The following is a 23,391-nucleotide window of genomic DNA, read 5'->3' as shown; positions in this document are numbered from 1 at the left end:
CGATGACCTGAAGCAACTTGCTGTCGAAACCTACGTAACTCATTGTTTACCAAGGAGTTTTCCGTTTCGACTGCGCCGGAAGTGGGGCGAATTATAGACATCTGAAATCTGCCGTCAACCTCTAATTACGCCTTTTTCGCTGAAGGTGTCTTTTTAGCCATTAAACGCGGAATTCGGCGGGCTACTGGCGGTAGTCGTAACAGTAATAACACCCCTCCTATTAAGGCGTAGACCGACCACTCCTTCAGATCGGCACGCACAATCCAGAGCATATGCAGCAATCCGAGCCCGAGAATTACATAAGCAAGACGATGCAGCTTCTTCCAGCGCCCGCCTAATCGCCGCTGACTGTATCGATTGGATGTCACTGCCAACGCCAACAAACACACAAAGCCCAACATCCCGACAATTATGTATGGACGCTTGCGCAACTCGACGCCCAACTGCGACCAATCAAAGCCAAGGATGAATGCCAGGTAGGCGCTCAAGTGCAGGACGATATAGGCGAAACACCACAGCCCAATCTGCCGCCGGACAGCAATCCAGCCTGCCCAGCCAGTGAGCTTCTGCAACGGCGTCATGCTTAATGTAATGAGCAACAGAACAAGCGTGCCCAATCCCAACCGGTCAACCAGCACCTTACCCGGATCAGGACCAAGTGCGTCTTGCCAGGCCTGGTACAACCAAAGCAGTGGCCACACCAACGCGGCGAAGAACACCCCCATACGCCAAAGCGGATACCGCATCAGTAGTTCTTCCGCAGATCGAGCCCTGCATATAGAGAAGCCACTTCATCCGCGTAGCCATTGAACATTTGCGTGTCACGCACATTCGGCTTGAAGAGACCACTCGGCAGACGACGTTCACGGGCTTGGGTCCAGCGTGGATGATCAACAGTCGGGTTCACATTGGCATAGAAGCCATACTCGTCCGAGGCGATGCTTTGCCAGGTCGTTTTTGGCTGCTCACTCACCAGGCTGATGCGCACGATGGACTTGATGCTCTTGAAGCCGTATTTCCACGGCGCCACTAATCGCAATGGCGCACCGTTCTGATTCGGCAACTCGCGGCCGTACATCCCGACCGCCAGAATCGCCAACGGATTCATTGCCTCGTCCAATCGCAGCCCTTCTATATAAGGCCAGTCGATCAGCGCGAAACCGGAACGCTGCCCGGGCATGCTCTTTGGATCCTGCAGGGTTTCGAAGCGAATGAATTTGGCGCTGGAGGTTGGCTCCACCTGCTGAAGCAAAGCCGAAAGAGGAAAACCCAGCCATGGAATAACCATTGACCAGGCCTCGACACAACGAAGGCGGTAGATGCGCTCCTCCAGTTGATAAGGCTTCATGAAGTCCTCCAGCGCATAGCGCCCTGGCTTGCCCACTTCGCCATCCACCACCACTGTCCATGGCTCAGTCTTCAACGCACCGGTATTGGCAGCGGGATCGCCCTTGTCAGTGCCGAACTCATAGAAGTTGTTGTAGTGGGTTGCATCCTTGAAAGGGGTTATCGCCTCATCCTTGACGTTAACCGCTCCCCACCGGGTCGAGGGAAGTTTCTCACTAAACCAGGAAGGCGCCTTCCCAGGCTCTACATCCGCATAACGCGCAGTCTCATCGGCACTGGCCCACCGCGGCATCGCGCTCACGGCGATACCGGCAGCGGCTGCACCCAATACATGACGTCGAGAAAGATAGATGGATTCAGGCGTGACATCCGATTCATGGCAGTCGGATACTTTGGGGACTTTGATCAGCATGGCTACTCCGCAGCATTGGAGAACAGATGCACCAACAGACTGCGGAGTATGAGGGAAATTACATCACTCGGCGCTTTTGCGTCGACGAAGGTGTAACAGATATTGCACCGGACCGGACGCTGCATAGGCGAGGAAAACCAGCAGCAGGATGCGCGGCGGATCGCTGAACACCACCGCAAACACCAGCACCACGGCGAGAATCGCCACGAAAGGCACGCGCCCCTTCAGGTCCAGCTCCTTGAAGCTGTTGTACTTGATATTGCTGACCATCAGCATACCGGCGGCTGCGACCATCAGCGCCACCAGGAAAGACATCTTGGAGCCCTGAATGCCGTAATCACTGAACGCCCAGACAATCCCCGCTACCACACCCGCGGCGGCCGGGCTGGCAAGACCAATGAAGTAACGCTTGTCGGCCGTGCCGACCTGGGTATTGAAGCGCGCCAGGCGCAACGCCGCGCCCGCGACATATATGAAGGCGACCATCCAGCCGACCTTGCCCATGTCACCCAGGGCCCAGCCAAACGCCAGCAATGCCGGCGCTACGCCGAAAGCGACCATGTCCGATAACGAGTCGTACTCGGCACCGAAGGCGCTCTGGGTATTGGTCATGCGCGCCACACGACCATCAAGGCCGTCGAGCACCATGGCGACGAAAATCGCGATGGCGGCGAACGCAAAATACTTGCTGGCCCCCAGAGAGTCACCCGCACTCAAGGCGCTCTGGGCACTCATCGAGTTGATGATGGAATAAAACCCTGCGAACAGGTTCGCAGTGGTGAACAGATTCGGCAGAAGATAGATACCACGATGCCGGACTTTACGGCCTTCAGCGTCATGCCCTTCTTCGACATGTTCATCGATGGGCAGCAGGCTTTCGGCGTCAGAGGCCTTGTTTGGCTCTTCGGGACGTTCGCTCATGGACAATACCTTGCAACGGGGTGGAAAGTTTCGACAAATGCCTGCGACGCCGGTTCGCCTCGCAAACGATGCAGCTTTATACCAGAACCAGCCATCCAAACGAAAAAACGCGGCCTGGGCCGCGTTTTTCGTACAAGGGTCAGACTTAGTTTTTGGCTTTGTCGACGATCTTGTTGGCACCGATCCACGGCATCATGGAGCGCAGTTGCTCACCGATGACTTCGATACCGTGAGCGGCGTTGTTACGACGCTTGGCGGTCATCGAAGGATAGCCGGTAGCGCCTTCGCTGATGAACATCTTGGCGTATTCGCCGTCCTGAATACGTTTCAGGGCGTTGCGCATGGCCTGACGGGACTCGGCGTTGATCACTTCCGGGCCGGTCACGTACTCGCCGTATTCGGCGTTGTTGGAGATCGAGTAGTTCATGTTGGCGATACCGCCTTCGTACATGAGGTCAACGATCAGCTTCAGTTCGTGCAGGCATTCGAAGTAGGCCATTTCTGGCGCGTAACCAGCTTCAACCAGGGTTTCGAAACCGGCTTTCACCAGCTCGACGGTACCGCCGCACAGAACGGCTTGTTCGCCGAACAGGTCGGTTTCAGTCTCGTCCTTGAAGGTGGTTTCGATGATGCCGGTACGACCGCCACCCACGCCAGCAGCGTAGGACAGCGCAACGTTTTTGGCGTTGCCGGAAGCGTCCTGGTAGATCGCGATCAGGTCAGGGATACCGCCGCCTTTCACGAACTCGGAACGTACGGTGTGGCCTGGAGCCTTTGGCGCGATCATGATCACGTCGAGGTCGGCGCGCGGTACAACCTGGTTGTAGTGGATCGCGAAGCCGTGGGAGAAGGCCAGGGTGGCGCCTTTCTTGATGTTCGGCTCGATTTCGTTCTTGTACAGGGAGGACTGGAACTCGTCCGGGGTCAGGATCATGACCAGGTCGGCAGCAGCAACAGCGGAAGCAACGTCAGTCACTTTCAGGCCGTGAGCTTCGGCCTTGGCGACAGTGGCCGAACCTTTACGCAGGCCAACGGTAACGTCTACGCCGGAGTCTTTCAGGTTGCACGCTTGAGCGTGGCCCTGGGAACCGTAACCGATGATGGCAACTTTCTTGCCCTGGATGATCGACAGGTCGCAGTCTTTATCGTAGAAAACTTTCATGAATTTCCCCTATATATCCAGGCCGTTCAGGCCATTCGCTAATTTGGTTTAGATGCTGAGTACTTTGTCGCCGCGGGCGATACCGGTAACGCCACTGCGGACGGTTTCCAGAATCGAAGCGGTGCCGATGGACTGGATGAAGCTGTCGAGCTTGTCGCTGGTACCGGTCAACTGAACGGTATAAACGCTGGCGCTGACATCGACGATCTGCCCACGGTAGATATCGGTAGTGCGTTTGATCTCGGCGCGCTGGGCGCCGGTGGCCTTGACCTTGACCAACATCAGTTCGCGCTCGATGTGAGCACTTTCCGACAAGTCGACCAATTTGACCACTTCGATCAGTTTGTTCAGGTTCTTGGTGATCTGCTCGATGATCTCATCGTGGCCCACGGTGGTCAGCGTCAGACGCGACAGGGTCGGGTCTTCGGTTGGCGCCACGGTCAGGCTTTCGATGTTGTAGTTGCGCTGCGAGAACAGGCCGACTACGCGAGACAAAGCGCCGGGTTCGTTTTCCAGAAGCAAGGAAATAATGTGACGCATGATTAGGTACGCTCCGTCTTGCTCAGCCACATATCGCGCATGGAGCCGTCTTTGATCTGCATCGGGTAGACGTGCTCGTTGGCATCGACCTTGATATCAAGGAACACCAGGCGATCCTTCATGGCGAATGCTTTTTCCATCATCGGCTTCAAATCCTTCAAGTCGGTGATGCGCATCCCAACGTGCCCATAGGCCTCGGCCAATTTGACGAAGTCAGGCAACGATTCCATGTAGGAATGCGAGTGACGCGCGCCGTAGCTCATGTCCTGCCACTGGCGAACCATGCCGAGCACACCGTTGTTGAGCAGGATGATCTTGAGCGGCAAGTCATGTTGCAGGCAGGTCGACAGCTCCTGGATGTTCATCTGGATGCTGCCTTCACCGGTCACACAGGCAACGTCGGCATCAGGGAAGTTCAACTTCACACCCATGGCTGCCGGCAGACCGAAGCCCATCGTGCCCAGGCCACCGGAGTTGATCCAGCGATTCGGCTTGTTGAAGCGGTAGTACTGCGCCGCATACATCTGGTGCTGGCCCACGTCGGAGGACACATAGGCGTCGCCGTTTGTCACTTCGCTGAGCGTCTCGATCACGGTCTGCGGCTTGATGATGCTGCCGTCACCCTTGTTGTAAGGGAACATGTCGCGATCGCCACGCCACTCTTCGACTTGCTTCCACCAGGTCGCAACCGCTTCCTTGTTTGGCGTCTCGCCGATCTCCTTGAAGGTAGCGACCATTTCGGTCATTACACTTTCCACCGGACCTACGATAGGCACGTCGGCCTTGATGGTCTTGGAGATGGAAGCCGGGTCGATGTCGATGTGAATGATCTTGGCATTCGGGCAGAACTTCGACGGGCCGTTGATCACGCGATCATCGAAACGTGCGCCGACTGCAAGGATCACGTCGGCATGGTGCATCGCCAGGTTGGCGGTGTAGCTGCCGTGCATGCCGAGCATGCCGAGGAACTGGCGATCATTCCCCGGATAAGCACCAAGGCCCATCAAGGTATTGGTCACCGGAGCGTTCAGCAGTTGCGCCAGCTCGGTCAACGGCGCGGAGCCGTTACCCATGATGACGCCGCCACCGGCATAGATGATCGGACGCTTGGCCGCCAACAGCATTTCCACGGCTTTGCGGATCTGACCCGAATGACCACGAACGGCCGGGCTGTAGGAACGCAGCTTGGCTTTTTTCGGGAAGATGTATTCAAATTTCTCGGCCGGATTGGTCATGTCTTTCGGAATATCGACAACGACCGGGCCAGGACGACCGGATTGCGCCAGATAGAACGCTTTTTTCATGACTTCCGGGATTTCCGACGCATGCTTGATCATGAAGCTGTGTTTCACGATCGGCCGGGAGATACCGATCATGTCGGTTTCCTGGAATGCATCGGTACCCACCATGGTGCTAGGCACCTGGGCGGTCAGGATCACCATCGGGATGGAGTCCATGTACGCCGTGGCGATGCCGGTAATGACGTTGGTCGCGCCGGGACCCGAGGTCACCAGTACAACGCCGGCCTTGCCGGTGGCACGCGCATAGCCGTCAGCCATGTGAGTGGCTGCCTGCTCATGACGGACGAGAATATGTTGAACGGTCGGTTCTTTAAACAGCGCATCGTAGATATGCAATGCGGCACCGCCCGGGTACCCATAGATATACTTGACGCCTTCGTCACGCAAAAAGCGGACGATCATTTCACCGCCAGATAAAAGCTCCACGTTGTCCACCTCTAAAACGCCAGAATACCGTCCACGAAAAAAGGGACGGGTCTTAATAGGTTTACTTCTCAGCAGAGCATGAGCGACGGTGGTCGCCGACTACGTCAGCACTGACTGAGCAAGTATTGGGATCGTCCCAAGTGTTGCGGGCCTTTCCCACCCAGCGCGAGGTAACGCGTTGCGGGTGTAACAGGTCGGCGCGGATGTGCGCCTCATGATCTGCCGAGTGGGTCTGCTTCTGGCAGTCCCTCTACAGCGGACTTTGGATTCTTCTGTTTCGTCCCCTGCAAGTCAAGTCGTGTATGTGCTTTATTGAACTAAGCACATGAGAAAGCAAGAAAAAACCGCGAAAACGCAAGTGTGTTAGCTTCAATTGCGCAACCCGAGACAAGGAAATGACATGCGAGCGTTATTCCTGACCGCCGGTCTGTTGATCGGCCTCAGCCCAATGAGCATGGCTGCACCGATTTACAGGTGGGTCGACGCCCAGGGCGTTACTCACTTTGATGCACAACCGCCCCCTGGCCAGCAAACCACTGTCGTCTTGACGCCTTCCTCGCCCAGCCCGAAACCGGCCACCCCCTTGAACAGCGGCACGATAGGCGATCAACAGGCCATCGACAAAAACGTCAAAAAGCAGGTCGCCGAGCAACAGGCAGAACTGAAGGTGTTTTGTGATCAGGCGCGAACAAACCTTGCGCAGTTGCAGAACAACCCGCGGCTCAGAGAGGAAGTGGAGGGAGAGTTGCGTCGCCTGGATGACACTCAGCGGCAAGAGCGTATAGGCGAAACGCAGAAGCAGATAGCAGATAACTGCCAGTAGGCATTCGTAGGCACCCACGGGCATCCACGGGCGCCTACAAGCGTTCGGTGTCAGCGAGCAGCCGTGATCAGTTGATCGAACTCTTTGAGCAGCACCTGCAGCTGTCGATCCTTGCCCTGCACGTTACGGGAGGCGAAGACCATTTCGGCCATCTCCTGAATCCCCGAAGCGTTTGGCAGGGGCAGATTCTGTTCGAGGATCGCCTTCATGCGCGGCAGGAAGATCCATTGCAGCCACTGTTCGAAGTCCAGGGTATCGACCGAAAAGGGCTCGACACTCGATAGCGCTTCAGCAGATGGCGCAACCTCGTCCCACCAGCCTTGCACCCGCAACTCACGCTCAATCAACAGCAACTGATCGGCGATCTTCGGAAAGCGCGTATCCATCACGACGAAACCTTCGCCTTCTGACGGGCCAATGCCGCACCCGAAGAGTCACCCTGCTTCTCCCGCGCCTGGGCGATCAACTCCCACAAACTGGCCTGAAGGGCTGGACGGCCGTTGGCGAACGTCAGACCACGACGGGCGAACTGCTCGGCCTGCGGCGCATCGCCCTGGGCCATGCGCACTTGCGCCAGACGATAAAGCACTTGCGGCTCACGCGGGGCGACGCGCTGGGCGCGCTCCAGACTGGATGACGCGCCATTGAGGTCACCGCCCGCCTGTTGCTGCTGGGCAGTGGTCAACAAGGCCAGGACCGGACCATCCAGTTGCTCGTCAGCGGACAAGCCACCGGCGCTGGCCGAAGGAATCCCGCTCGGCGCCGACGGCATGCTGTAGCTGCCCTGGTTGATCGGCGCAGACTGCACCGGCGCGGTATCAATCGGCCCCGGCGTAATCGGGCCCGGGGTGATCGGGGTGGTGCTGATCGGCGTCGACGTCGTTGCGCCACCACCCGGGACCATCACGACGACACCGGTATCGCCTTGCGGAATTTCCTGCACCTGCGCTTGCGCCGGACGCTTGACGGTCGACTGACGGAAACCGCCATTCGCCGAGACCCGCTCGCTGTTGGAAACGGCTGTACCGGAATCGACAACCGGAATAGAGCCGCGCTGTACGGTGGAGCAACCGCTGAGCAAAGCCACGGCGGTAACCGCTGGAATCAACCACTTGTTCACTTGAAACCCTCTTTGCTTAATTCATCCAGCCTTTGACCCAATCCATCACCGTTTCACCGGAAGCAGGGCTTTCGCCACCACAAGCGGCACCGGGAGGCGGTTCGCTGCCGCGAATATACGGCATCTGCACGGCGCCCGGGCAGTTGGCATCAGAGCCTTGACCGGTCCGCGAATCGACCCAGGCCTGAACGATATTATCCGGCTGCGGCATGTCCAGCGGCAATGGATCGGCCTTGCGCATGAAACTGGTCCAGACCTGCAACGCACCGGTGGCGCCGGTGAACGGCGTCTTGCCGTTGTCATCACGGCCCAACCAGACCACTGCCAGCAAATCCTGGCTGAAGCCGGCGAACCAGCTGTCCCGGGAATCGTTACTGGTGCCGGTCTTGCCGGCCAGGGTCAGGGTCTTGGGCAGCACGTTGTAAACCGAACTGCCGGTGCCCTCTCGCATGACCCGCTGCATGGCACTCTGGATCAGGTAGATGGACGCAGGATCAAAGCGCTGCTGAATCTGGAACGGATAGCGCTTGAGCGGTTCGCCTTCGGCGGTCAGTACGCTACGGATCCCGCGCATCGGGGTATTGAAACCACCGTTGGCGAGGGTCTGGTACATGGTCGCCACTTCGATCGGGGTCATGCCGCCCGCCCCCAGCAACATCGACGGGAATGCCGGGAACTCACGACTCACGCCCAGGCGCCCCAGGGTCTTGAGCACATTCGGTACGCCTACCGCCAGACCGAGGCGCGCGGTCGACAGGTTGTAGGAATGCGCCAGCCCTTGATAAAGGAAGACCGTGCCATGGGAGCGGCGATCATAATTCTGCGGCTTCCAGACTTGACCGTCCGCACCTTTGACCGAGAACGACTCGTCTGACAGCCAACTGGTCAAGGTGTACTGGCTCGGTTTCTCAAGCGCTGTCAGGTATACCGCCGGCTTGATCAACGAACCGATGGGACGCACCGCATCCAGCGCGCGGTTGAAACCGGCAAAGCTGGCCTGGCGACTGCCGATCATGGCCTGGACTTCACCGGTTTCCGGATTGGTCACGACCATCGCCGCTTCTACGTCATCGGAACCCTTGCGCCCGGACAGGCGTTTGAAGGTGTCGTTGACCGACGCTTCAGCCTTCATCTGCAGGATCGGGTCGAAGCTGGTGAAGATGCGCAGGCCTTCTTCGGTCAAGTCTTCATCACGATAGTCTTCGCGCAATTGACGCTTGACCAGATCGAGGAAGCCAGGGAACGAGCTGTCCGCCAGCTTGCCTCGCGTGGTCACGCCCAACGGCATTTTCTTCGCAGCCGCGACCTGCTCGGCGGTGGCGACGCCTTGTTGCTCGAGCACATCGAGCACCAGATTGCGCCGCTCGAGCGCCCGCTCAGGGTTGCGACGCGGGTTGTAATAGGACGGACCCTTGACCATGCCCACCAGCATTGCGACTTGATGCAGCTTCAGTTCGGACAATGGCTGCCCGAAGAAGAACTGGCTGGCCAGGCCGAAACCATGCACCGCGCGCTGGCCATCCTGACCGACGAACACTTCATTGAGGTAAGCCTCAAGAATTTCGCGCTTGTCGTAATGCAACTCCAGCAGCATCGCCATCATGGCTTCGGTGAGCTTTCGGGTCAGGCTGCGTTCGCTGGTCAGGTAGAAATTCTTGACCAGCTGTTGCGTCAGCGTACTGCCGCCCTGGGTCATCTTGCCGCCGGAGGTGTTGACGTAGATGGCTCGTGCAATCGATTTGGGCGAGACGCCCCAGTGACTGTAGAAATCCCGGTCTTCCACGGCGACCAGGGTTTCCAGCAGGTACGGCGGGACCTGATCGATCTTGATCAGAATGCGATCTTCGAGGTTTTTCGGGTAAATCCCGCCGATCAGTAGCGGCTCCAGGCGTACCACGGACAGCTTCGAACCGTTCGTCGCCGAGAGTTCGGCGACATAGTCGCCGGAGAAGCGCACGCGCACCGGTTGAGCACTCTCCAGCCCCTCATAAAACTGGAAGCCACGGGTATTCAAGTCCACGGTATTGCCGTTGACCGCCGCCGCGCCGGGGCCGTTGCTTACGCTTTCGCGTCGGTAGCCCAGCGCATCGAGCTCGGTAAGAAAGTCGTCCTTGCTCAGCTTTTGTCCGACGAACAGTTCCAGCGGCCGCGCATAAACCTTGGCCGGAATCGTCCAGCGCTTGCCGGAGAACTTCTCCTGCACGATGGCATCGAGGTAAACGGCAAAGCCGGCCAGCACCACAAGGCCGACCAGACTGAGTTTAAGGGCCCAGCCCAGCCAGGGCCGCAGGCCTCGGGAGGGTGGTTTTTTAGGGGTACGGGGGGTTCGAGTACGAGTCATGGCGGCGGATTATACGCACTTTATTCATACTCAACAGGAGCCCTCCGAGTTTGCGTTAGGCTGGCTAGCCGCCATAATGACGACCTGAATTTTCCCCGACTCTGAAGGATCACCCCCGTGAGCCAGTCCCTGATCGCTGCCCTGCAAAACCCGGCCCTCTATCCGCATCCTGTCGACGGGTTCAAGGTCATCGAGACCCATATTTCCTGGGTGCTGCTCACTGGCCCCTATGCTTATAAAGTGAAGAAGCCGGTCAATTTCGGCTTCCTCGACTTCACCACCCTAGACGCTCGCGAACACTTCTGCGGCGAAGAGTTGCGCCTGAATCAGCGCCTGACCGAGGACTTGTATCTCGAAGTATTGCCGATCACTGGCAGCAGCGAAGCACCGCAACTCAACGGCGAAGGCCCCGCGATCGAATACGCATTGAAAATGCGCCAGTTCCCACAAGACGGTTTGCTCAGCACCCTGCAGGCCAATGGCGAACTGACCCCTGCGCACATCGATGCCATGGCGGCGCAAATTGCCCGTTTCCACCTGAGCGCCCCCAAAGTCCCGGCCGAACACGATGCCGGTACGCCAGACAGCGTCATGGCGCCGGTGCGGCAGAACTTCGACCAGATCCGCCCATTCCTCAGCGACAAGGCCGACCTGCTGCAACTCGACGCCCTGCAAGCCTGGGCCGAGAGCAGCTTCGACCGCCTCAAGCCGGCCTTCATCCAGCGCAAGGCCGACGGCTTCATCCGCGAATGCCATGGCGACATTCACCTGGGTAACGCCACGCTAATCGACGGTACCGTCGTGATCTTCGACTGCATCGAATTCAACGAACCGTTCCGTTTCACCGATGTGTATGCCGACGCCGGTTTCCTGGCCATGGACCTGGAAGACCGCGGCCTGAAGTGCCTGGCACGCCGCTTCATCAGCCAGTACCTGGAGCTGACCGGTGACTACCAGGGTCTGGAGCTGCTGAACTTCTATAAAGCGTACCGCGCCATGGTTCGTGCGAAGGTCAGCCTGTTCAGCATGCCGGCCGACGCGACACCGGTGCAGCGCGCCACCACCCTGCGCCAATACCGCACCTACGCCAACCTGGCGGAAAGCTACAGCACCATTCCTTCGCGCTTCATGGCCATCACCCACGGGGTTTCCGCCGTCGGCAAGAGCCACGTTGCGATGCGTCTGGTAGAAGCACTGGGTGCGATTCGTCTGCGCTCCGATGTTGAACGCAAGCGCCTGTTCGGCGAACAAAGCGTTGCAAACGACCTGCAAGCCGGCATCTACAGCACCGACGCCAGCACCGCGACCTACAACCGCTTGCATGAAATTGCCGCCATCATCCTTCGCGCCGGTTTCCCGGTGGTGATCGACGCCACTTACCTCAAGCACGACCAGCGCAGCAGCGCAGCCAAAATTGCCGAAGCCACGGGTACGCCGTTCCTGATCCTCGACTGCAATGCGCCGCAAGCGGTGATCGAATCGTGGCTAGCCCTGCGTCAGGCCGATAAAACTGATCCATCCGACGCAACGCTGGCGGTCATCGAAGCCCAGCAAGCCAGCCGCGAAGCCCTGACTCCGGCAGAAATCCTCTGCAGCAAACGTGTCCAGACCAATGAAAGCGGAACGCTCGACACGGTCGTCGCGCAAATTCGCCAACGCCTGCCAGGTCTGTAAAAAACTATTTCAGCCGTGAGGCCTTTGCCCGCTTCACGGCTGTTAAATAGTGGCACTATACTGGCGTCATAAAACCAACAGGTGATGTGACATGAGCCAGCCAAAACTTCTCGACACTCCGCTTTATGCCTTGCTGCACAAAGACGACATCACAGGTTTCAACAATGAGCGCCCCAAGGACGGGCCTATCGACATGGTCGGCGGGGACTTTCGCGGCCTGGATTTGCGCGAATTGAACGCTGACGGCGTCGACTTTACCGATGCCTACTTCCGCTCCGCCGATTTGCGCGGCATCGACTTTCGCAAGGCGTCGCTCGAAGGCGCGAGCCTGGGTCATGCACAGATTTCCGGTGCTTACTTTCCGGCCGAGCTGAGTGCTGACGAGATTCTGATGTCGATGAACTTCGGTACTCGACTGCGTTACCGCACCCGCTGAACCCCATCACAACGTGACAAGTCCGGTGCCCCCGCCTCGCACTGGACTTCGGGCAGGTCTGACACGCTTTCCACCCTCTTCACCCCTCCTGCTACTTCATTCGTGAACTTTCACGCCCCCTCAAGCCCCTGCCTCTTAGAAGCATTTGCGTCGAAAACGACCAAACAATCACGCTTTTCCTACTGATGGCTACACTCCTCAGAAGCTTGCCCACGCACCATTCGGCCATCGCAAGGAGGCTTGATGAATGATGAACTGCAACACCTGAAGAATCTTGGCAAGACGTCGGCGCAGTGGCTGCATGCCGTGGGCATCCACAGCGCCTCGGACTTGCGTCGCCTGGGGGCGGTGGACGCTTATCGGGCCGTGCGAACGCGCGGATTTAGGGCGTCCAAGGTGTTGTTGTATGCAATCGAAGGCGCCCTGATGGACGTGCACTGGAACGATATACCCGCTGAACGCAAAGAGGCCCTGAATAAACAGCTGGAAGCCATCTCGTCGCGCCACAAGAACTGAGCCAGCACCGATGGCACCCCTGGCTGGTCGCGAATCAAAAAGATGAGTTCACTAAAAACGACAGGCCTATATTCAATGATTACAGAGACTTACCAAACACATGCGACACAAAACAGACTGATGAGCAATCAGCTGTTGACTTGGTAATGAGAATCGATATGATTATCACAACTGGTCGCGAGACTGGTCGATATTCTGAATAGCCCTTGGTTCGGACTCTCAGATTATCTCCTCATCAGGCTAATCACGGTTATTTGACCCGGCTCTTGCCGGGTCTTTTTTTGCCTGTGGAAAAGTCGTCACCCTCCTACACGCCGTGATCGGGAATCACGAAGCCGGGTTACCGGTCAGCCGATTCAGGATAGAAACCGTCGGACAGCTTTTTCAGACTCTCCGGCAACCGTGGTCCCAACCCACCCACCAGCAAGGTTGGATCAAGTTCGATGACCCGACCATCCCTGGCGGCGCGAGTCGAGGCCAGGATCGAATTCTCCTTGAACAGCGCCGCGCGCGCCGCCTCTCCGCTCAGCGCACGGTCGGCGAACACCAGCACGTCGGGGTCCAGGCTGACCAGCGATTCATTGGAAAACGGCTTGTAACCGCTATGGGTCGCCAGGTTGTGGCCACCGGCCCGTTGCAGCAACCAATCGGCTGCGGTGTCCTTGCCGGCGATCAGCGGTTTTCCGCCCGCATGCCCGAGCAACAACAGCACGCCTGGAGAGGGTTGCGTCAACTGTGCCCGGGTAACCCGGGTCTTATGCTGCTCAAGCGCCTGTTGATAAGTGGCGAGCAACTGCGCCGCCCGGTCTTCGGCTCCCAGCAACCGACCCAAATGCTGAAGGTTGTTCTGCAGCGTCGCCAGATCTGGCTGGGCCGAGAACAACTCAACCTTCACGCCCGCACTGCGGATTTGCGACAGCACGGGGGGTGGCCCCATTTCTTCGGTGCCGACCAGAATCTGCGGACGCAAACTCAGCACACCTTCGGCCGACAGCTGGCGCTGATAACCGATACTGGGCAAAGCCTTCAATGATTGAGGATGCTGGCTGGTGGTATCGACACCGACCAGTTTCGATTCACCGCCCAATGCGCTGATCCACTCCGAAAGCGCGCCACCGGCGCTGACCCAGCGCTGCGGCAAATCAGCCGCTGCGGCGTGATGACTGGCAAGAAGTCCGACACAAAGTGCAGCAACGCGAGTTCTCAGGCGCATGAACAGCTTCCTTTGAGGGTTTACCGGGCGTCAGGGGAGCAGGCCAAGTATCCTGTGCACCTGGCACCTGCACCCGCGGGCAAGTCAGCCATTTGATAATTGCTTGCATTTGCACGTCAAGCTCGGACATATCCGGTCACGACTGTGCGCTCCGAGGATAGGCATGAAGTTTTTGTGTACAGGCGTGGAGCTGGCCGATTCCAGCAGCCGAGGATTCGAACTCGACGGGCAAAAGCTGTTCGCCGTGCGCCGGGGCGGCCAGGTCTACGTCTATATCAATCGCTGCCCGCACCGCGGCGTCGGCCTGGAATGGAAACCTGATCAGTTCCTGGACCCCAGCAACAGCCTGATCCAGTGCGCCACCCACGGCGCTTTGTTTTTGATCGAGGATGGGGAGTGTGTCGCCGGCCCTTGCGCGGGGCAATCGTTGACCCAGGTGAACTGCCGGGAGGATGCCCAGGGTATCTGGGTCAGCGTTTAATCGCCGAGCAGTACCTCCAGGCGTCGATCCACCACCATTTCTTCATGGCTCAGGCGCACGCCATAGGCCAGCACTTCAACTCCACAGGCCACCGCCTCGCGCAAGGCTTGTGCGTAGGCCGAATCGATTTCCTCGGCAGGACGCACCGCTTCGATCCCCGTGAGGTTCACGCAGTACAACTGCACCGCGCGAACACCGTCCCGAGCCAGATGGGCCAACTCACGCAAGTGCTTGGCCCCTCGCTGGGTCACCGCATCGGGAAACGCCGCCACCGCCACACCGTCGAAACCCAGCGTGACGCTTTTGACTTCCACATAGGCCGGCCCGCCCGGGTAATCGAGACGAAAATCGATCCGGCTCTTTTCCAGGCCGTAAGGGACTTCGCGCTTGAGGGCGGTAAAGCCGTTCAGCTCGGTGATGACCCCGGCGTGAAGCGCTTCCTCGATCAAGGCGTTTGCCCGCGCGGTATTCACGCAAAACTGCCGGCCGTGCGGGGTTTCGCCAATTTCCCAGGTGCCGGGCAGCTTGCGCTTCGGATCACTGGACCGGCTGAACCAGACCTGCCCGCCTTCGACCTGACAATTGAGCATCGAGCCGGTGTTCGGGCAGTGAAGGGTCAGTAGCTGGCCATCAACCGTCTCGATATCGGCAAGAAAGCGCTTGTAACGACGGATCAGGCGACCTTCTTCAAGGGGAGGATGAAAACGCATCAGCCTTGCCAGCTCCGCAGGCCACGGGCAATACGTTCCACCGCGTCCTGCAGACGCTCGATGTTTTGCGTGTAGGCAAAGCGTACATGGTGGCCCGCCTGATAGCGCCCGAAGTCGAGTCCGGGGGTGATGGCCACGTGTTCGGTTTCAAGGAAGTGCCGGCAGAACGAGAAGGCATCTCCACCGAACTTGCTGATATCAGCATACAAGTAGAACGCACCCTCTGGCTCCACGGCGATTCCGAAACCCAACTCCCGCAGGGCAGGCAGCAGGAAATCCCGTCGACGTCCGAATTCGGCCCGCCGCTCTTCGAGAATGCTGAGGGTGGCTGGCTCGAAACAGGCCAACGCAGCGTGCTGGGCCATGCTCGGGGCGCTGATGTAGAGGTTCTGGGCGAGTTTCTCCAGCTCACCCACCGCCGCGTCGGGCGCCACCAGCCAACCCAGTCGCCAACCGGTCATTCCGAAATATTTCGAAAAACTGTTAAGCACAAAGGCACTGTCGTCGACTTCCAGCACGCTGGCCGCGTCGGTGCCGTAGGTCAGGCCGTGGTAGATCTCGTCGACCACCAGGTGTCCATGGCGCTGCTTGATGACGGTGGACAGACCCGCCAGTTCGTCGCGTGTGAGGATCGTTCCCGTCGGATTGGCCGGGGACGCCACCAGTGCACCCACGCTGTCGTGATCCCAATGCCGCTCGACCAGGTCCGGCGTCAGTTGATAACGCACCTCAGGGCCCACGGGAACCAGCTGCGCAGCGCCCTCTACCAGCCGCAGGAAATGCCGGTTGCACGGATAACCCGGGTCCGCCAGCAGCCAATGCTTGCCCGGATCGACCAGCAAGGCACTGGCCAGCAACAGCGCGCCGGAACCACCCGGTGTGATGAGGATCCGGCGCGGGTCGATATCCAGGCCATAACGCTGCTGATAAAAGCCCGAAATGGCCTCGCGCAGCTCGGGAATGCCGCGTGCGGCGGTGTAGCGGGTTTTTCCCGATTCGAGTGCGGCCTGGCCGGCACGGATGATCGGTTCGGCGGTGGTGAAGTCCGGTTCGCCGATTTCCAGGTGAATCACATCGTGACCGGCGGCCTGCAATTCATTGGCCCGCGCCAGCAACGCCATGACATGGAAAGGTTCGATCGCGCGACTGCGGGCACTGTAGGACTGAGCCATTGGCCTTCCTTCAACGAAGAAAAGAATCGATTCTACCCAAGCGCAGGAACGAGCGAGAGCCTAAAGCGGTCAGAGCCGTATAACCCAAGCCCAAAACGACTCAGGCGAGCGCCCCAGGTTTGACTAAAATCAATAATTGATCAGGGCTCCAGTGCCACCAGACAGCGCTTTGCCATCAATTGCAGGCACCGAGGGTCGCGACCGCGACATCCGGGAGTAGCGCGGCCTGAATTGATCTGGTAAGTTCGCCCGCTTGCAGCCGCAGGGCCGGCGGGTGCCGGTGATGGAGCAATCCTGCGCAGATGGATTACAAGAGTAGAGGCGGTCTATTTCATGTCCACCCAAGCAAAGCAGCAACAGCCGACAATCAGCGGCTTCGAACCCTACGTTGAAACCAAGGGCGAGGAGTACATGGGCAAGCCCATGCGCGCGCACTTCACCAAGGTCCTGAACAAGTGGAAACAGGACTTGATGCAGGAAGTCGACCGCACGGTTGATCACATGAAGGACGAAGCAGCCAACTTCCCGGATCCGGCAGACCGTGCCAGCCAGGAAGAAGAGTTTGCCCTCGAACTGCGAGCCCGCGATCGTGAGCGCAAGTTGATCAAGAAGATCGACAAGACGCTGCAATTGATCGAAGACGAAGAGTACGGTTGGTGCGACTCCTGCGGCGTCGAAATCGGCGTCAAGCGCCTGGAAGCCCGCCCTACCGCCGACATGTGCGTAGACTGCAAGACCCTGGCGGAAATCAAGGAAAAGCAAGTCGGCAAGTAAAAGCGACTTGAATGAAAAACGGAGCGTGCGAACGCTCCGTTTTTGTTTCCGCAATTTGCCTCGACGAAAAACCGCTGTGGGAGCGGGCTTGCTCGCGAAAGCGGTGAATCAGCCCGCACTGATGTCAACGCTGATGACCTCTTCGCGAGCAAGCCCACTCCCACAGGGTGGTTAGCACAAGCCTGGAAAACGTATCGTTACCCTCATGACCGCCATCACCAGCCCCACCTACATTGGACGCTTCGCCCCCACGCCCAGTGGTCACCTGCATTTCGGCTCGCTGGTCGCCGCACTGGCCTCGTACCTCGACGCACGCTCGGTGGGTGGTCGCTGGCTGATGCGCATGGAAGACCTCGACCCGCCCCGTGAAGAACCCGGTGCCCAGGCCGCGATTCTCAAGGCGCTGGAAAGTTACGGTTTTGAATGGGACGGCGAGATGGTCCGCCAGAGCGACCGGCATGATGCCTACGCCGAAGTGCTCAATCGCCTGTTCCATCAGGGCCTGGCCTATGCCTGCACCTGCTCGCGCAAACAACTGGAGCCCTACCACGGCATCTATCCGGGATTGTGCCGCAATGCCGGGCATGCCTGCGAAGAGGCGGCGATCCGGGTGCGCGCTCCCGAACTGGACTACCACTTCATTGACCGCGTGCAAGGTGAGTTCCATCAGCACCTGGGCCGTGATGTCGGTGATTTCGTGATTCGCCGCCGCGACGGGCTCTACGCCTACCAACTGGCGGTGGTGCTGGACGATGCCTGGCAAGGCATCACCGATATCGTGCGCGGCGCCGACCTGCTCGACTCCACGCCGCGCCAGCTGTATCTGCAGGAACTGCTCGGCCTGCGGCAACCCCGTTACTTGCACATCCCGCTGATCACACAGCCCGATGGCCACAAACTGGGCAAGTCCTACCGCTCGCCGCCCTTGACCGAAGACCAGGCCACGCCGTTGTTGCTGCGAGCCCTGCGCGCACTGGGCCACAATCCCGGGGCTGAACTGGCCTACGCCACGCCAAGGGAAGTGCTGAACTGGGGTATCACCCACTGGAATGCGAGCCTGATCCCGCGCACCTTGAGCCTGCCGGAGGCGCAGCTACAGTGATGATGCTTGCAGTGGCGCACCCATCCGTTACCATCGCCGCACGTTTTCGGGCACGGGCATAAAAAAGAGAGGCCGGGATGTACATCTATCGCTTGGTCCTGCTCCTGGTAGTGGGGATTTATCTGTTTTCCCCGGCCATCATGGATTGGTGGATCGACGCCACTGGCGCCTGGTATCGCCCATATCTGCTTTGGCTGATCCTGATTGTCGTGACCTTCATCCTGCAGAGCCAAAAAGATGCCGATGAGCTTTAGCCTGACCCAGATGATCCTGATCAGCGCCGCCTACCTGGCGGTGCTGTTCGGCGTGGCCTGGATCAGCGAACGGGGCATGATCCCCCGGGCGATCATTCGCCACCCGCTCACCTACACCCTGTCGCTGGGGGTCTATGCCAGTGCCTGGGCGTTTTACGGCACCGTGGGCCTGGCCTACCAGTACGGTTACGGTTTTCTCTCCAGCTATTTAGGGGTGTCCGGGGCATTCCTGCTGGCGCCGGTGTTGCTGTACCCCATCCTGAAGATCACCCGCACCTACCAGCTGTCGTCCCTGGCGGACCTGTTCGCGTTTCGTTTCCGCAGTACCTGGGCCGGCGCGCTGACCACGATTTTCATGCTGATCGGCGTGCTGCCGCTGCTGGCCTTGCAGATTCAGGCCGTGGCCGACTCAATCGGCATTCTCACCCGCGAGCCGGTGCAGCACCGCGTGGCCCTGAGCTTCTGTGCACTGATTACCCTGTTCACGATTTTCTTCGGCTCCCGGCACATCGCCACCCGCGAGAAGCATGAAGGCCTGGTGTTCGCGATCGCCTTCGAATCGGTGATCAAGCTGATCGCGCTCGGTGGTGTCGGCCTCTATGCGCTGTACGGTGTATTCGATGGCCCGCAACAGCTGGAGTTGTGGCTGCTGCAAAACCAGACCGCCCTGGCCGCCCTGCACACGCCTTTGCAGGAAGGTCCATGGCGCACGCTGCTGCTGGTGTTCTTCGCCTCGGCGATCGTGATGCCGCACATGTACCACATGACGTTCACTGAAAACCTCAACCCGCGCTCGCTGGTCAGCGCCAGCTGGGGCCTGCCGCTGTTCCTGCTGCTGATGAGCCTGGCGGTGCCCTTGATTCTCTGGGCCGGACTGAAACTCGGCGCCACCACCAACCCGGAATACTTCACGCTCGGCATCGGCATCGCCGCCAACAGCAAGGCACTGGCGCTGCTGGCGTATGTCGGCGGGCTGTCCGCCGCCAGCGGCCTGATCATCGTGACAACCCTCGCGCTGTCGGGGATGGCCCTGAACCACCTGGTGCTGCCGCTCTATCAACCGCCGGCGGAGGGCAACATCTACCGCTGGCTGAAGTGGACGCGCCGGGCGTTGATCGTCGCGATCATCATGGCCGGTTACGGTTTTTACCTGCTGCTGGGCGCGGAACAAGACCTGGCCAACCTCGGCATCGTCGCCTTTGTCGCGACCTTGCAATTCCTGCCGGGCGTGCTGTCGGTGCTGTACTGGCCGACCGCCAACCGACGCGGCTTCATTGCCGGTTTGCTGGCGGGCATTCTGGTCTGGCTGGTGACCATGCTGCTGCCGTTGGTGGGCAATCTGCAGGGCTTCTATATTCCGCTGCTGAACATGATCTACGTGCTGGACGACACCAGCTGGCACATGGCGGCAATCGCCTCGCTGGCCGCCAACGTGTTGATGTTCACCCTGATTTCACTGTTCACCAACGCCAGCACCGAAGAAGCCAGCGCCGCGGAAGCCTGCGCCGTGGACAACGTTCGCCGCCCGCAACGCCGCGAGCTGCATGCCGCCTCGCCCCAGGAATTCGCCACGCAGCTGGCCAAGCCACTGGGCGCCAAGGCGGCGCAAAAGGAAGTCGAGCAGGCCCTGCGCGATCTCTACCTGCCCTTCGACGAGCGCCGGCCTTACGCCTTGCGCCGCCTGCGCGACCGCATCGAGGCCAACCTCTCCGGCCTGATGGGGCCGAGTGTCGCCCAGGACATGGTCGAGACCTTCCTGCCGTACAAAGCCGGCGGCGAGAACTATGTCACCGAGGACATCCACTTCATCGAAAGCCGCCTCGAGGATTACCACTCGCGCCTGACCGGGCTGGCCGCCGAACTCGACGCCCTGCGCCGCTACCACCGACAGACCCTGCAGGAATTGCCGATGGGCGTCTGCTCGCTGGCCAAGGACCAGGAAATCCTCATGTGGAACAAGGCCATGGAGGAGCTGACCGGGATTGCCGCGCAGCGCGTGGTCGGGTCGCGCCTTAGCACCATTGCCGACCCGTGGAGGGAGCTGCTGCAAGGCTTCATCAATTTGCCGGACGAACATTTGCACAAACAGCACTTGGCCCTCGACGGCCAGACCCGCTGGCTGAACCTGCACAAAGCGGCGATCGACGAACCGCTTGCCCCGGGTAACAGCGGCTTGGTACTGCTGGTGGAAGACCTGACCGAAACCCAGATGCTCGAAGACAAACTGGTGCATTCCGAGCGCCTGGCCAGCATCGGGCGCCTGGCGGCCGGCGTAGCCCATGAAATCGGCAACCCGATCACCGGCATTGCCTGCCTGGCGCAGAACCTGCGCGAAGAGCGCGAGGAAGACGGCGAGCTCAAGGAAATCAGCGGGCAGATCCTCGAACAGACCAAACGCGTGTCGCGCATCGTGCAATCGTTGATGAGTTTCGCCCATGCCGGCAGCCACCAGCACAGCGACGAGCCCGTTTGTCTGGCGGAAGTCGCCCAGGACGCCATTGGCTTGCTGGCCCTGAACCGACGCAATTTCGAAGTGCAGTTCTACAACCTGTGCGACCCCGATCACTGGGTCGAAGGCGACCCGCAACGGCTTGCCCAGGTATTGATCAACCTGCTCTCAAACGCCCGCGACGCCTCGCCTGCGGGCAGCGCGGTACGCGTCAAGAGCGAAGCCGGCGAACACACGGTCGACCTGATCGTGGAAGACGAGGGCAGCGGTATTCCGAAGAACATCATGGACCGATTGTTCGAACCTTTCTTCACCACCAAGGACCCTGGCGAAGGCACCGGTCTGGGCCTTGCACTGGTCTATTCCATCGTTGAAGAGCATTATGGACAAATCACCATCGACAGCCCGGCTGATGTTCAGAGCCAACGCGGCACCCGTATCCGGGTGACCTTACCGCGTCATGTCGAAGCGACGTCCGCTGTGAACTGAGACCGTCGAGAGTATCGAATCAATGCCGCACATTTTGATCGTCGAAGACGAAACCATCATCCGCTCCGCCTTGCGCCGCCTGCTGGAACGTAACCAGTACCAGGTCAGCGAGGCCGGTTCAGTGCAGGAAGCACAAGAACGCTTCACCATTCCCACATTCGACCTGATCGTCAGTGACCTGCGCCTGCCTGGCGCCCCGGGCACCGAACTGATCAAACTGGGCCAGGGCACTCCGGTGCTGATCATGACCAGCTACGCCAGCCTGCGCTCAGCGGTGGACTCGATGAAGATGGGCGCGGTGGATTACATCGCCAAGCCTTTCGATCACGATGAAATGCTGCAGGCGGTTGCGCGCATCCTGCGCGATCGTCAATCAGTGCAAGCCAGCGGCGAACCGGTGGCCGGCAAAGTCGCCAATGGCGCGGCGAAAACCGGTATCGATAACAGCAACGGCGAGATCGGCATCATCGGCTCGTGTCCACCGATGCAGGATCTGTACGGCAAGATCCGCAAGGTCGCGCCAACGGATTCCAACGTGCTGATCCAGGGTGAGTCCGGCACCGGTAAGGAACTGGTAGCGCGCGCCCTGCACAACCTGTCCAAACGCGCCAAGGCACCGATGATTTCGGTGAACTGCGCGGCCATTCCGGAAAGCCTGATCGAGTCCGAACTGTTCGGCCACGAAAAAGGCGCGTTCACCGGTGCCAGTGCCGGGCGTGCCGGCCTGGTGGAAGCCGCGGACGGCGGCACCCTGTTCCTCGACGAAATTGGCGAACTGCCACTGGAAGCCCAGGCACGTCTGTTGCGCGTGCTCCAGGAAGGCGAGATTCGGCGGGTCGGCTCGGTGCAGTCGCAAAAGGTCGATGTGCGCCTGATCGCGGCGACTCACCGCGACCTCAAGAGCCTGGCGAAGATCGGCCAGTTCCGTGAAGACTTGTACTACCGCCTCCACGTGATCGCCCTGAAATTGCCGGCCCTGCGCGAGCGCGGTGCCGACGTCAACGAAATTGCCAATGCGTTCCTCGCGCGGCAGAGCGCGCGGATCAATCGCACCGACCTGAAATTCGCCCCGGACGCCGAACAAGCCATTCGCCATTACTCATGGCCGGGCAACGTTCGCGAACTGGAAAACGCCGTCGAGCGCGCCGTGATCCTGTGTGAGAGCCCGGAGATTTCCGCCGAGCTGCTGGGTATCGACATCGAACTGGGCGATCTGGAAGACGACGAATTCATCGGACTGCCCCCGCAACAGGGCAACAATAACGCCGGTAACAACAACCACGAACCGACCGAAGACCTGTCCCTGGAAGACTATTTCCAGCATTTCGTGCTTGAGCATCAGGACCACATGACCGAAACCGAACTGGCCCGCAAACTCGGGGTCAGCCGCAAGTGCCTGTGGGAACGCCGTCAACGCCTGGGCATTCCACGGCGCAAGACCGGGGTCGCCAGCGAAAGCTGAACCGTCCCTGTCTGATGTGTGGGTAACACGTGACTTTGTGAAAAAACTGTTACCTCAGATTTTTCACGTAACAGAAGCCGGGGCTTACGGTAACGAAACCCCGGCTTTTTTTCGCCTGCACTTAACCCACCAGATCGCCTAACCCCTTGTTTTACTGGGCTTTGCAAAAGTTGGCACGCACCCTGCTATATGTTTGATACAAGAACAATAACAAGCAATGCACAAGACAATAAAAATAAGACGAATCGACTCACGCACAATAAAAA

The 23,391-nt window shown here is 59.4% G+C and carries 22 protein-coding genes; 10 read left to right on the top strand and 12 right to left on the bottom strand.

All coding sequences use genetic code 11. The annotated features are described in order from the left end of the window. Positions 1-125: 125 nt before the first annotated feature. The 6 genes from msrQ to F8N66_RS29625 form a co-directional block, all read right to left on the bottom strand. The gene (gene msrQ / locus F8N66_RS29650; protein WP_150773456.1) at positions 126-746 is read right to left on the bottom strand and encodes a protein-methionine-sulfoxide reductase heme-binding subunit MsrQ; all 621 of its coding nucleotides are present in this window, start codon (positions 744-746) and stop codon (positions 126-128) included. Beyond that, the gene (gene msrP, locus F8N66_RS29645; RefSeq protein WP_150773455.1) at positions 746-1,759 is read right to left on the bottom strand and encodes a protein-methionine-sulfoxide reductase catalytic subunit MsrP; all 1,014 of its coding nucleotides are present in this window, start codon (positions 1,757-1,759) and stop codon (positions 746-748) included. The genes msrQ and msrP overlap by 1 nt, the downstream gene beginning before the upstream one ends. A gap of 63 nt (positions 1,760-1,822) precedes the next feature. Next, positions 1,823-2,680: a CDP-diacylglycerol--serine O-phosphatidyltransferase gene (gene pssA / locus F8N66_RS29640; protein WP_150773454.1), complete on the bottom strand. Its 858-nt coding sequence runs from the start codon at positions 2,678-2,680 to the stop codon at positions 1,823-1,825. A 145-nt stretch (positions 2,681-2,825) separates the two neighbouring features. After that, positions 2,826-3,842: a ketol-acid reductoisomerase gene (ilvC, locus tag F8N66_RS29635; RefSeq protein ID WP_007909969.1), complete on the bottom strand. Its 1,017-nt coding sequence runs from the start codon at positions 3,840-3,842 to the stop codon at positions 2,826-2,828. 48 nt (positions 3,843-3,890) lie between these two features. Beyond that, on the bottom strand, positions 3,891-4,382 hold the full coding sequence (ilvN, locus tag F8N66_RS29630; RefSeq protein WP_003205610.1) for an acetolactate synthase small subunit: 492 nt from the start codon (positions 4,380-4,382) through the stop codon (positions 3,891-3,893). 2 nt (positions 4,383-4,384) lie between these two features. Then, a complete protein-coding gene (locus F8N66_RS29625; RefSeq protein WP_150773453.1) occupies positions 4,385-6,109 on the bottom strand; it encodes an acetolactate synthase 3 large subunit in 1,725 nt (574 codons plus the stop codon). Between the two features lie 400 nt (positions 6,110-6,509). On the opposite strand from F8N66_RS29625, the gene F8N66_RS29620 reads away from it, so the two are divergent. After that, a complete protein-coding gene (locus F8N66_RS29620; protein WP_150773452.1) occupies positions 6,510-6,932 on the top strand; it encodes a DUF4124 domain-containing protein in 423 nt (140 codons plus the stop codon). A gap of 50 nt (positions 6,933-6,982) precedes the next feature. Here F8N66_RS29620 and F8N66_RS29615 read toward each other — a convergent pair whose 3' ends face one another. From F8N66_RS29615 to mrcB, 3 genes are read right to left on the bottom strand one after another with little or no spacing between them, the layout of a single operon-like run. Next, a complete protein-coding gene (locus tag F8N66_RS29615) occupies positions 6,983-7,318 on the bottom strand; it encodes a YqcC family protein (protein ID WP_150773451.1) in 336 nt (111 codons plus the stop codon). Then, complete coding sequence (locus F8N66_RS29610) at positions 7,318-8,052, bottom strand: hypothetical protein (RefSeq protein ID WP_150773450.1); 735 nt, start codon at positions 8,050-8,052, stop codon at positions 7,318-7,320. The genes F8N66_RS29615 and F8N66_RS29610 overlap by 1 nt, the downstream gene beginning before the upstream one ends. A 16-nt stretch (positions 8,053-8,068) precedes the next feature. Further along, positions 8,069-10,393: a penicillin-binding protein 1B gene (mrcB, locus tag F8N66_RS29605; RefSeq protein WP_150773449.1), complete on the bottom strand. Its 2,325-nt coding sequence runs from the start codon at positions 10,391-10,393 to the stop codon at positions 8,069-8,071. Between the two features lie 117 nt (positions 10,394-10,510). On the opposite strand from mrcB, the gene F8N66_RS29600 reads away from it, so the two are divergent. The 3 genes from F8N66_RS29600 (at position 10,511) to F8N66_RS29590 (ending at position 13,019) form a co-directional block, all read left to right on the top strand. Then, positions 10,511-12,067: a bifunctional aminoglycoside phosphotransferase/ATP-binding protein gene (locus F8N66_RS29600; protein ID WP_150773448.1), complete on the top strand. Its 1,557-nt coding sequence runs from the start codon at positions 10,511-10,513 to the stop codon at positions 12,065-12,067. Between the two features lie 91 nt (positions 12,068-12,158). Beyond that, on the top strand, positions 12,159-12,503 hold the full coding sequence (locus F8N66_RS29595; protein WP_150773447.1) for a pentapeptide repeat-containing protein: 345 nt from the start codon (positions 12,159-12,161) through the stop codon (positions 12,501-12,503). A gap of 243 nt (positions 12,504-12,746) precedes the next feature. Further along, positions 12,747-13,019 (top strand): TfoX/Sxy family protein, encoded by a 273-nt coding sequence (locus F8N66_RS29590; protein WP_007971093.1) that lies wholly within the window; start codon positions 12,747-12,749, stop codon positions 13,017-13,019. Between the two features lie 340 nt (positions 13,020-13,359). Here F8N66_RS29590 and F8N66_RS29585 read toward each other — a convergent pair whose 3' ends face one another. Beyond that, positions 13,360-14,232: a heme/hemin ABC transporter substrate-binding protein gene (locus tag F8N66_RS29585; RefSeq protein WP_150773446.1), complete on the bottom strand. Its 873-nt coding sequence runs from the start codon at positions 14,230-14,232 to the stop codon at positions 13,360-13,362. A gap of 163 nt (positions 14,233-14,395) precedes the next feature. Here F8N66_RS29585 and F8N66_RS29580 point away from each other — a divergent pair, with 163 nt between their 5' ends. Continuing rightward, on the top strand, positions 14,396-14,713 hold the full coding sequence (locus F8N66_RS29580; RefSeq protein ID WP_150773445.1) for a Rieske (2Fe-2S) protein: 318 nt from the start codon (positions 14,396-14,398) through the stop codon (positions 14,711-14,713). Here F8N66_RS29580 and sfsA read toward each other — a convergent pair. Both sfsA and F8N66_RS29570 read right to left on the bottom strand, forming a co-directional pair. Then, positions 14,710-15,423, bottom strand: coding sequence for a DNA/RNA nuclease SfsA (gene sfsA / locus F8N66_RS29575; protein WP_150773444.1), 714 nt, complete (start codon positions 15,421-15,423; stop codon positions 14,710-14,712). The genes F8N66_RS29580 and sfsA overlap by 4 nt on opposite strands. Then, positions 15,423-16,595: a pyridoxal phosphate-dependent aminotransferase gene (locus F8N66_RS29570; protein ID WP_150773443.1), complete on the bottom strand. Its 1,173-nt coding sequence runs from the start codon at positions 16,593-16,595 to the stop codon at positions 15,423-15,425. Before F8N66_RS29570 ends, sfsA begins: the two co-directional genes overlap by 1 nt. A gap of 333 nt (positions 16,596-16,928) precedes the next feature. Here F8N66_RS29570 and dksA point away from each other — a divergent pair, with 333 nt between their 5' ends. The 5 genes from dksA (at position 16,929) to F8N66_RS29545 (ending at position 23,125) form a co-directional block, all read left to right on the top strand. Next, the gene (dksA, locus tag F8N66_RS29565; RefSeq protein WP_150773442.1) at positions 16,929-17,369 is read left to right on the top strand and encodes an RNA polymerase-binding protein DksA; all 441 of its coding nucleotides are present in this window, start codon (positions 16,929-16,931) and stop codon (positions 17,367-17,369) included. Positions 17,370-17,574: 205 nt separating this feature from the next. After that, on the top strand, positions 17,575-18,471 hold the full coding sequence (gene gluQRS / locus F8N66_RS29560; protein WP_150773441.1) for a tRNA glutamyl-Q(34) synthetase GluQRS: 897 nt from the start codon (positions 17,575-17,577) through the stop codon (positions 18,469-18,471). Between the two features lie 77 nt (positions 18,472-18,548). Then, complete coding sequence (locus F8N66_RS29555; RefSeq protein ID WP_003176118.1) at positions 18,549-18,725, top strand: hypothetical protein; 177 nt, start codon at positions 18,549-18,551, stop codon at positions 18,723-18,725. Beyond that, positions 18,709-21,663 (top strand): sensor histidine kinase, encoded by a 2,955-nt coding sequence (locus F8N66_RS29550; RefSeq protein ID WP_191623066.1) that lies wholly within the window; start codon positions 18,709-18,711, stop codon positions 21,661-21,663. Before F8N66_RS29555 ends, F8N66_RS29550 begins: the two co-directional genes overlap by 17 nt. 22 nt (positions 21,664-21,685) lie before the next feature. Beyond that, positions 21,686-23,125, top strand: coding sequence for a sigma-54-dependent transcriptional regulator (locus F8N66_RS29545; RefSeq protein WP_095196565.1), 1,440 nt, complete (start codon positions 21,686-21,688; stop codon positions 23,123-23,125). Positions 23,126-23,391 lie beyond the last annotated feature (266 nt).

This window comes from Pseudomonas fluorescens, from assembly GCF_902498195.1.
GTDB lineage: Bacteria > Pseudomonadota > Gammaproteobacteria > Pseudomonadales > Pseudomonadaceae > Aquipseudomonas > Aquipseudomonas fluorescens_BU.
The sequence above is the reverse complement of the archived record's forward strand: the minus strand, read 5'-3'. Positions and strand labels throughout refer to the sequence as shown.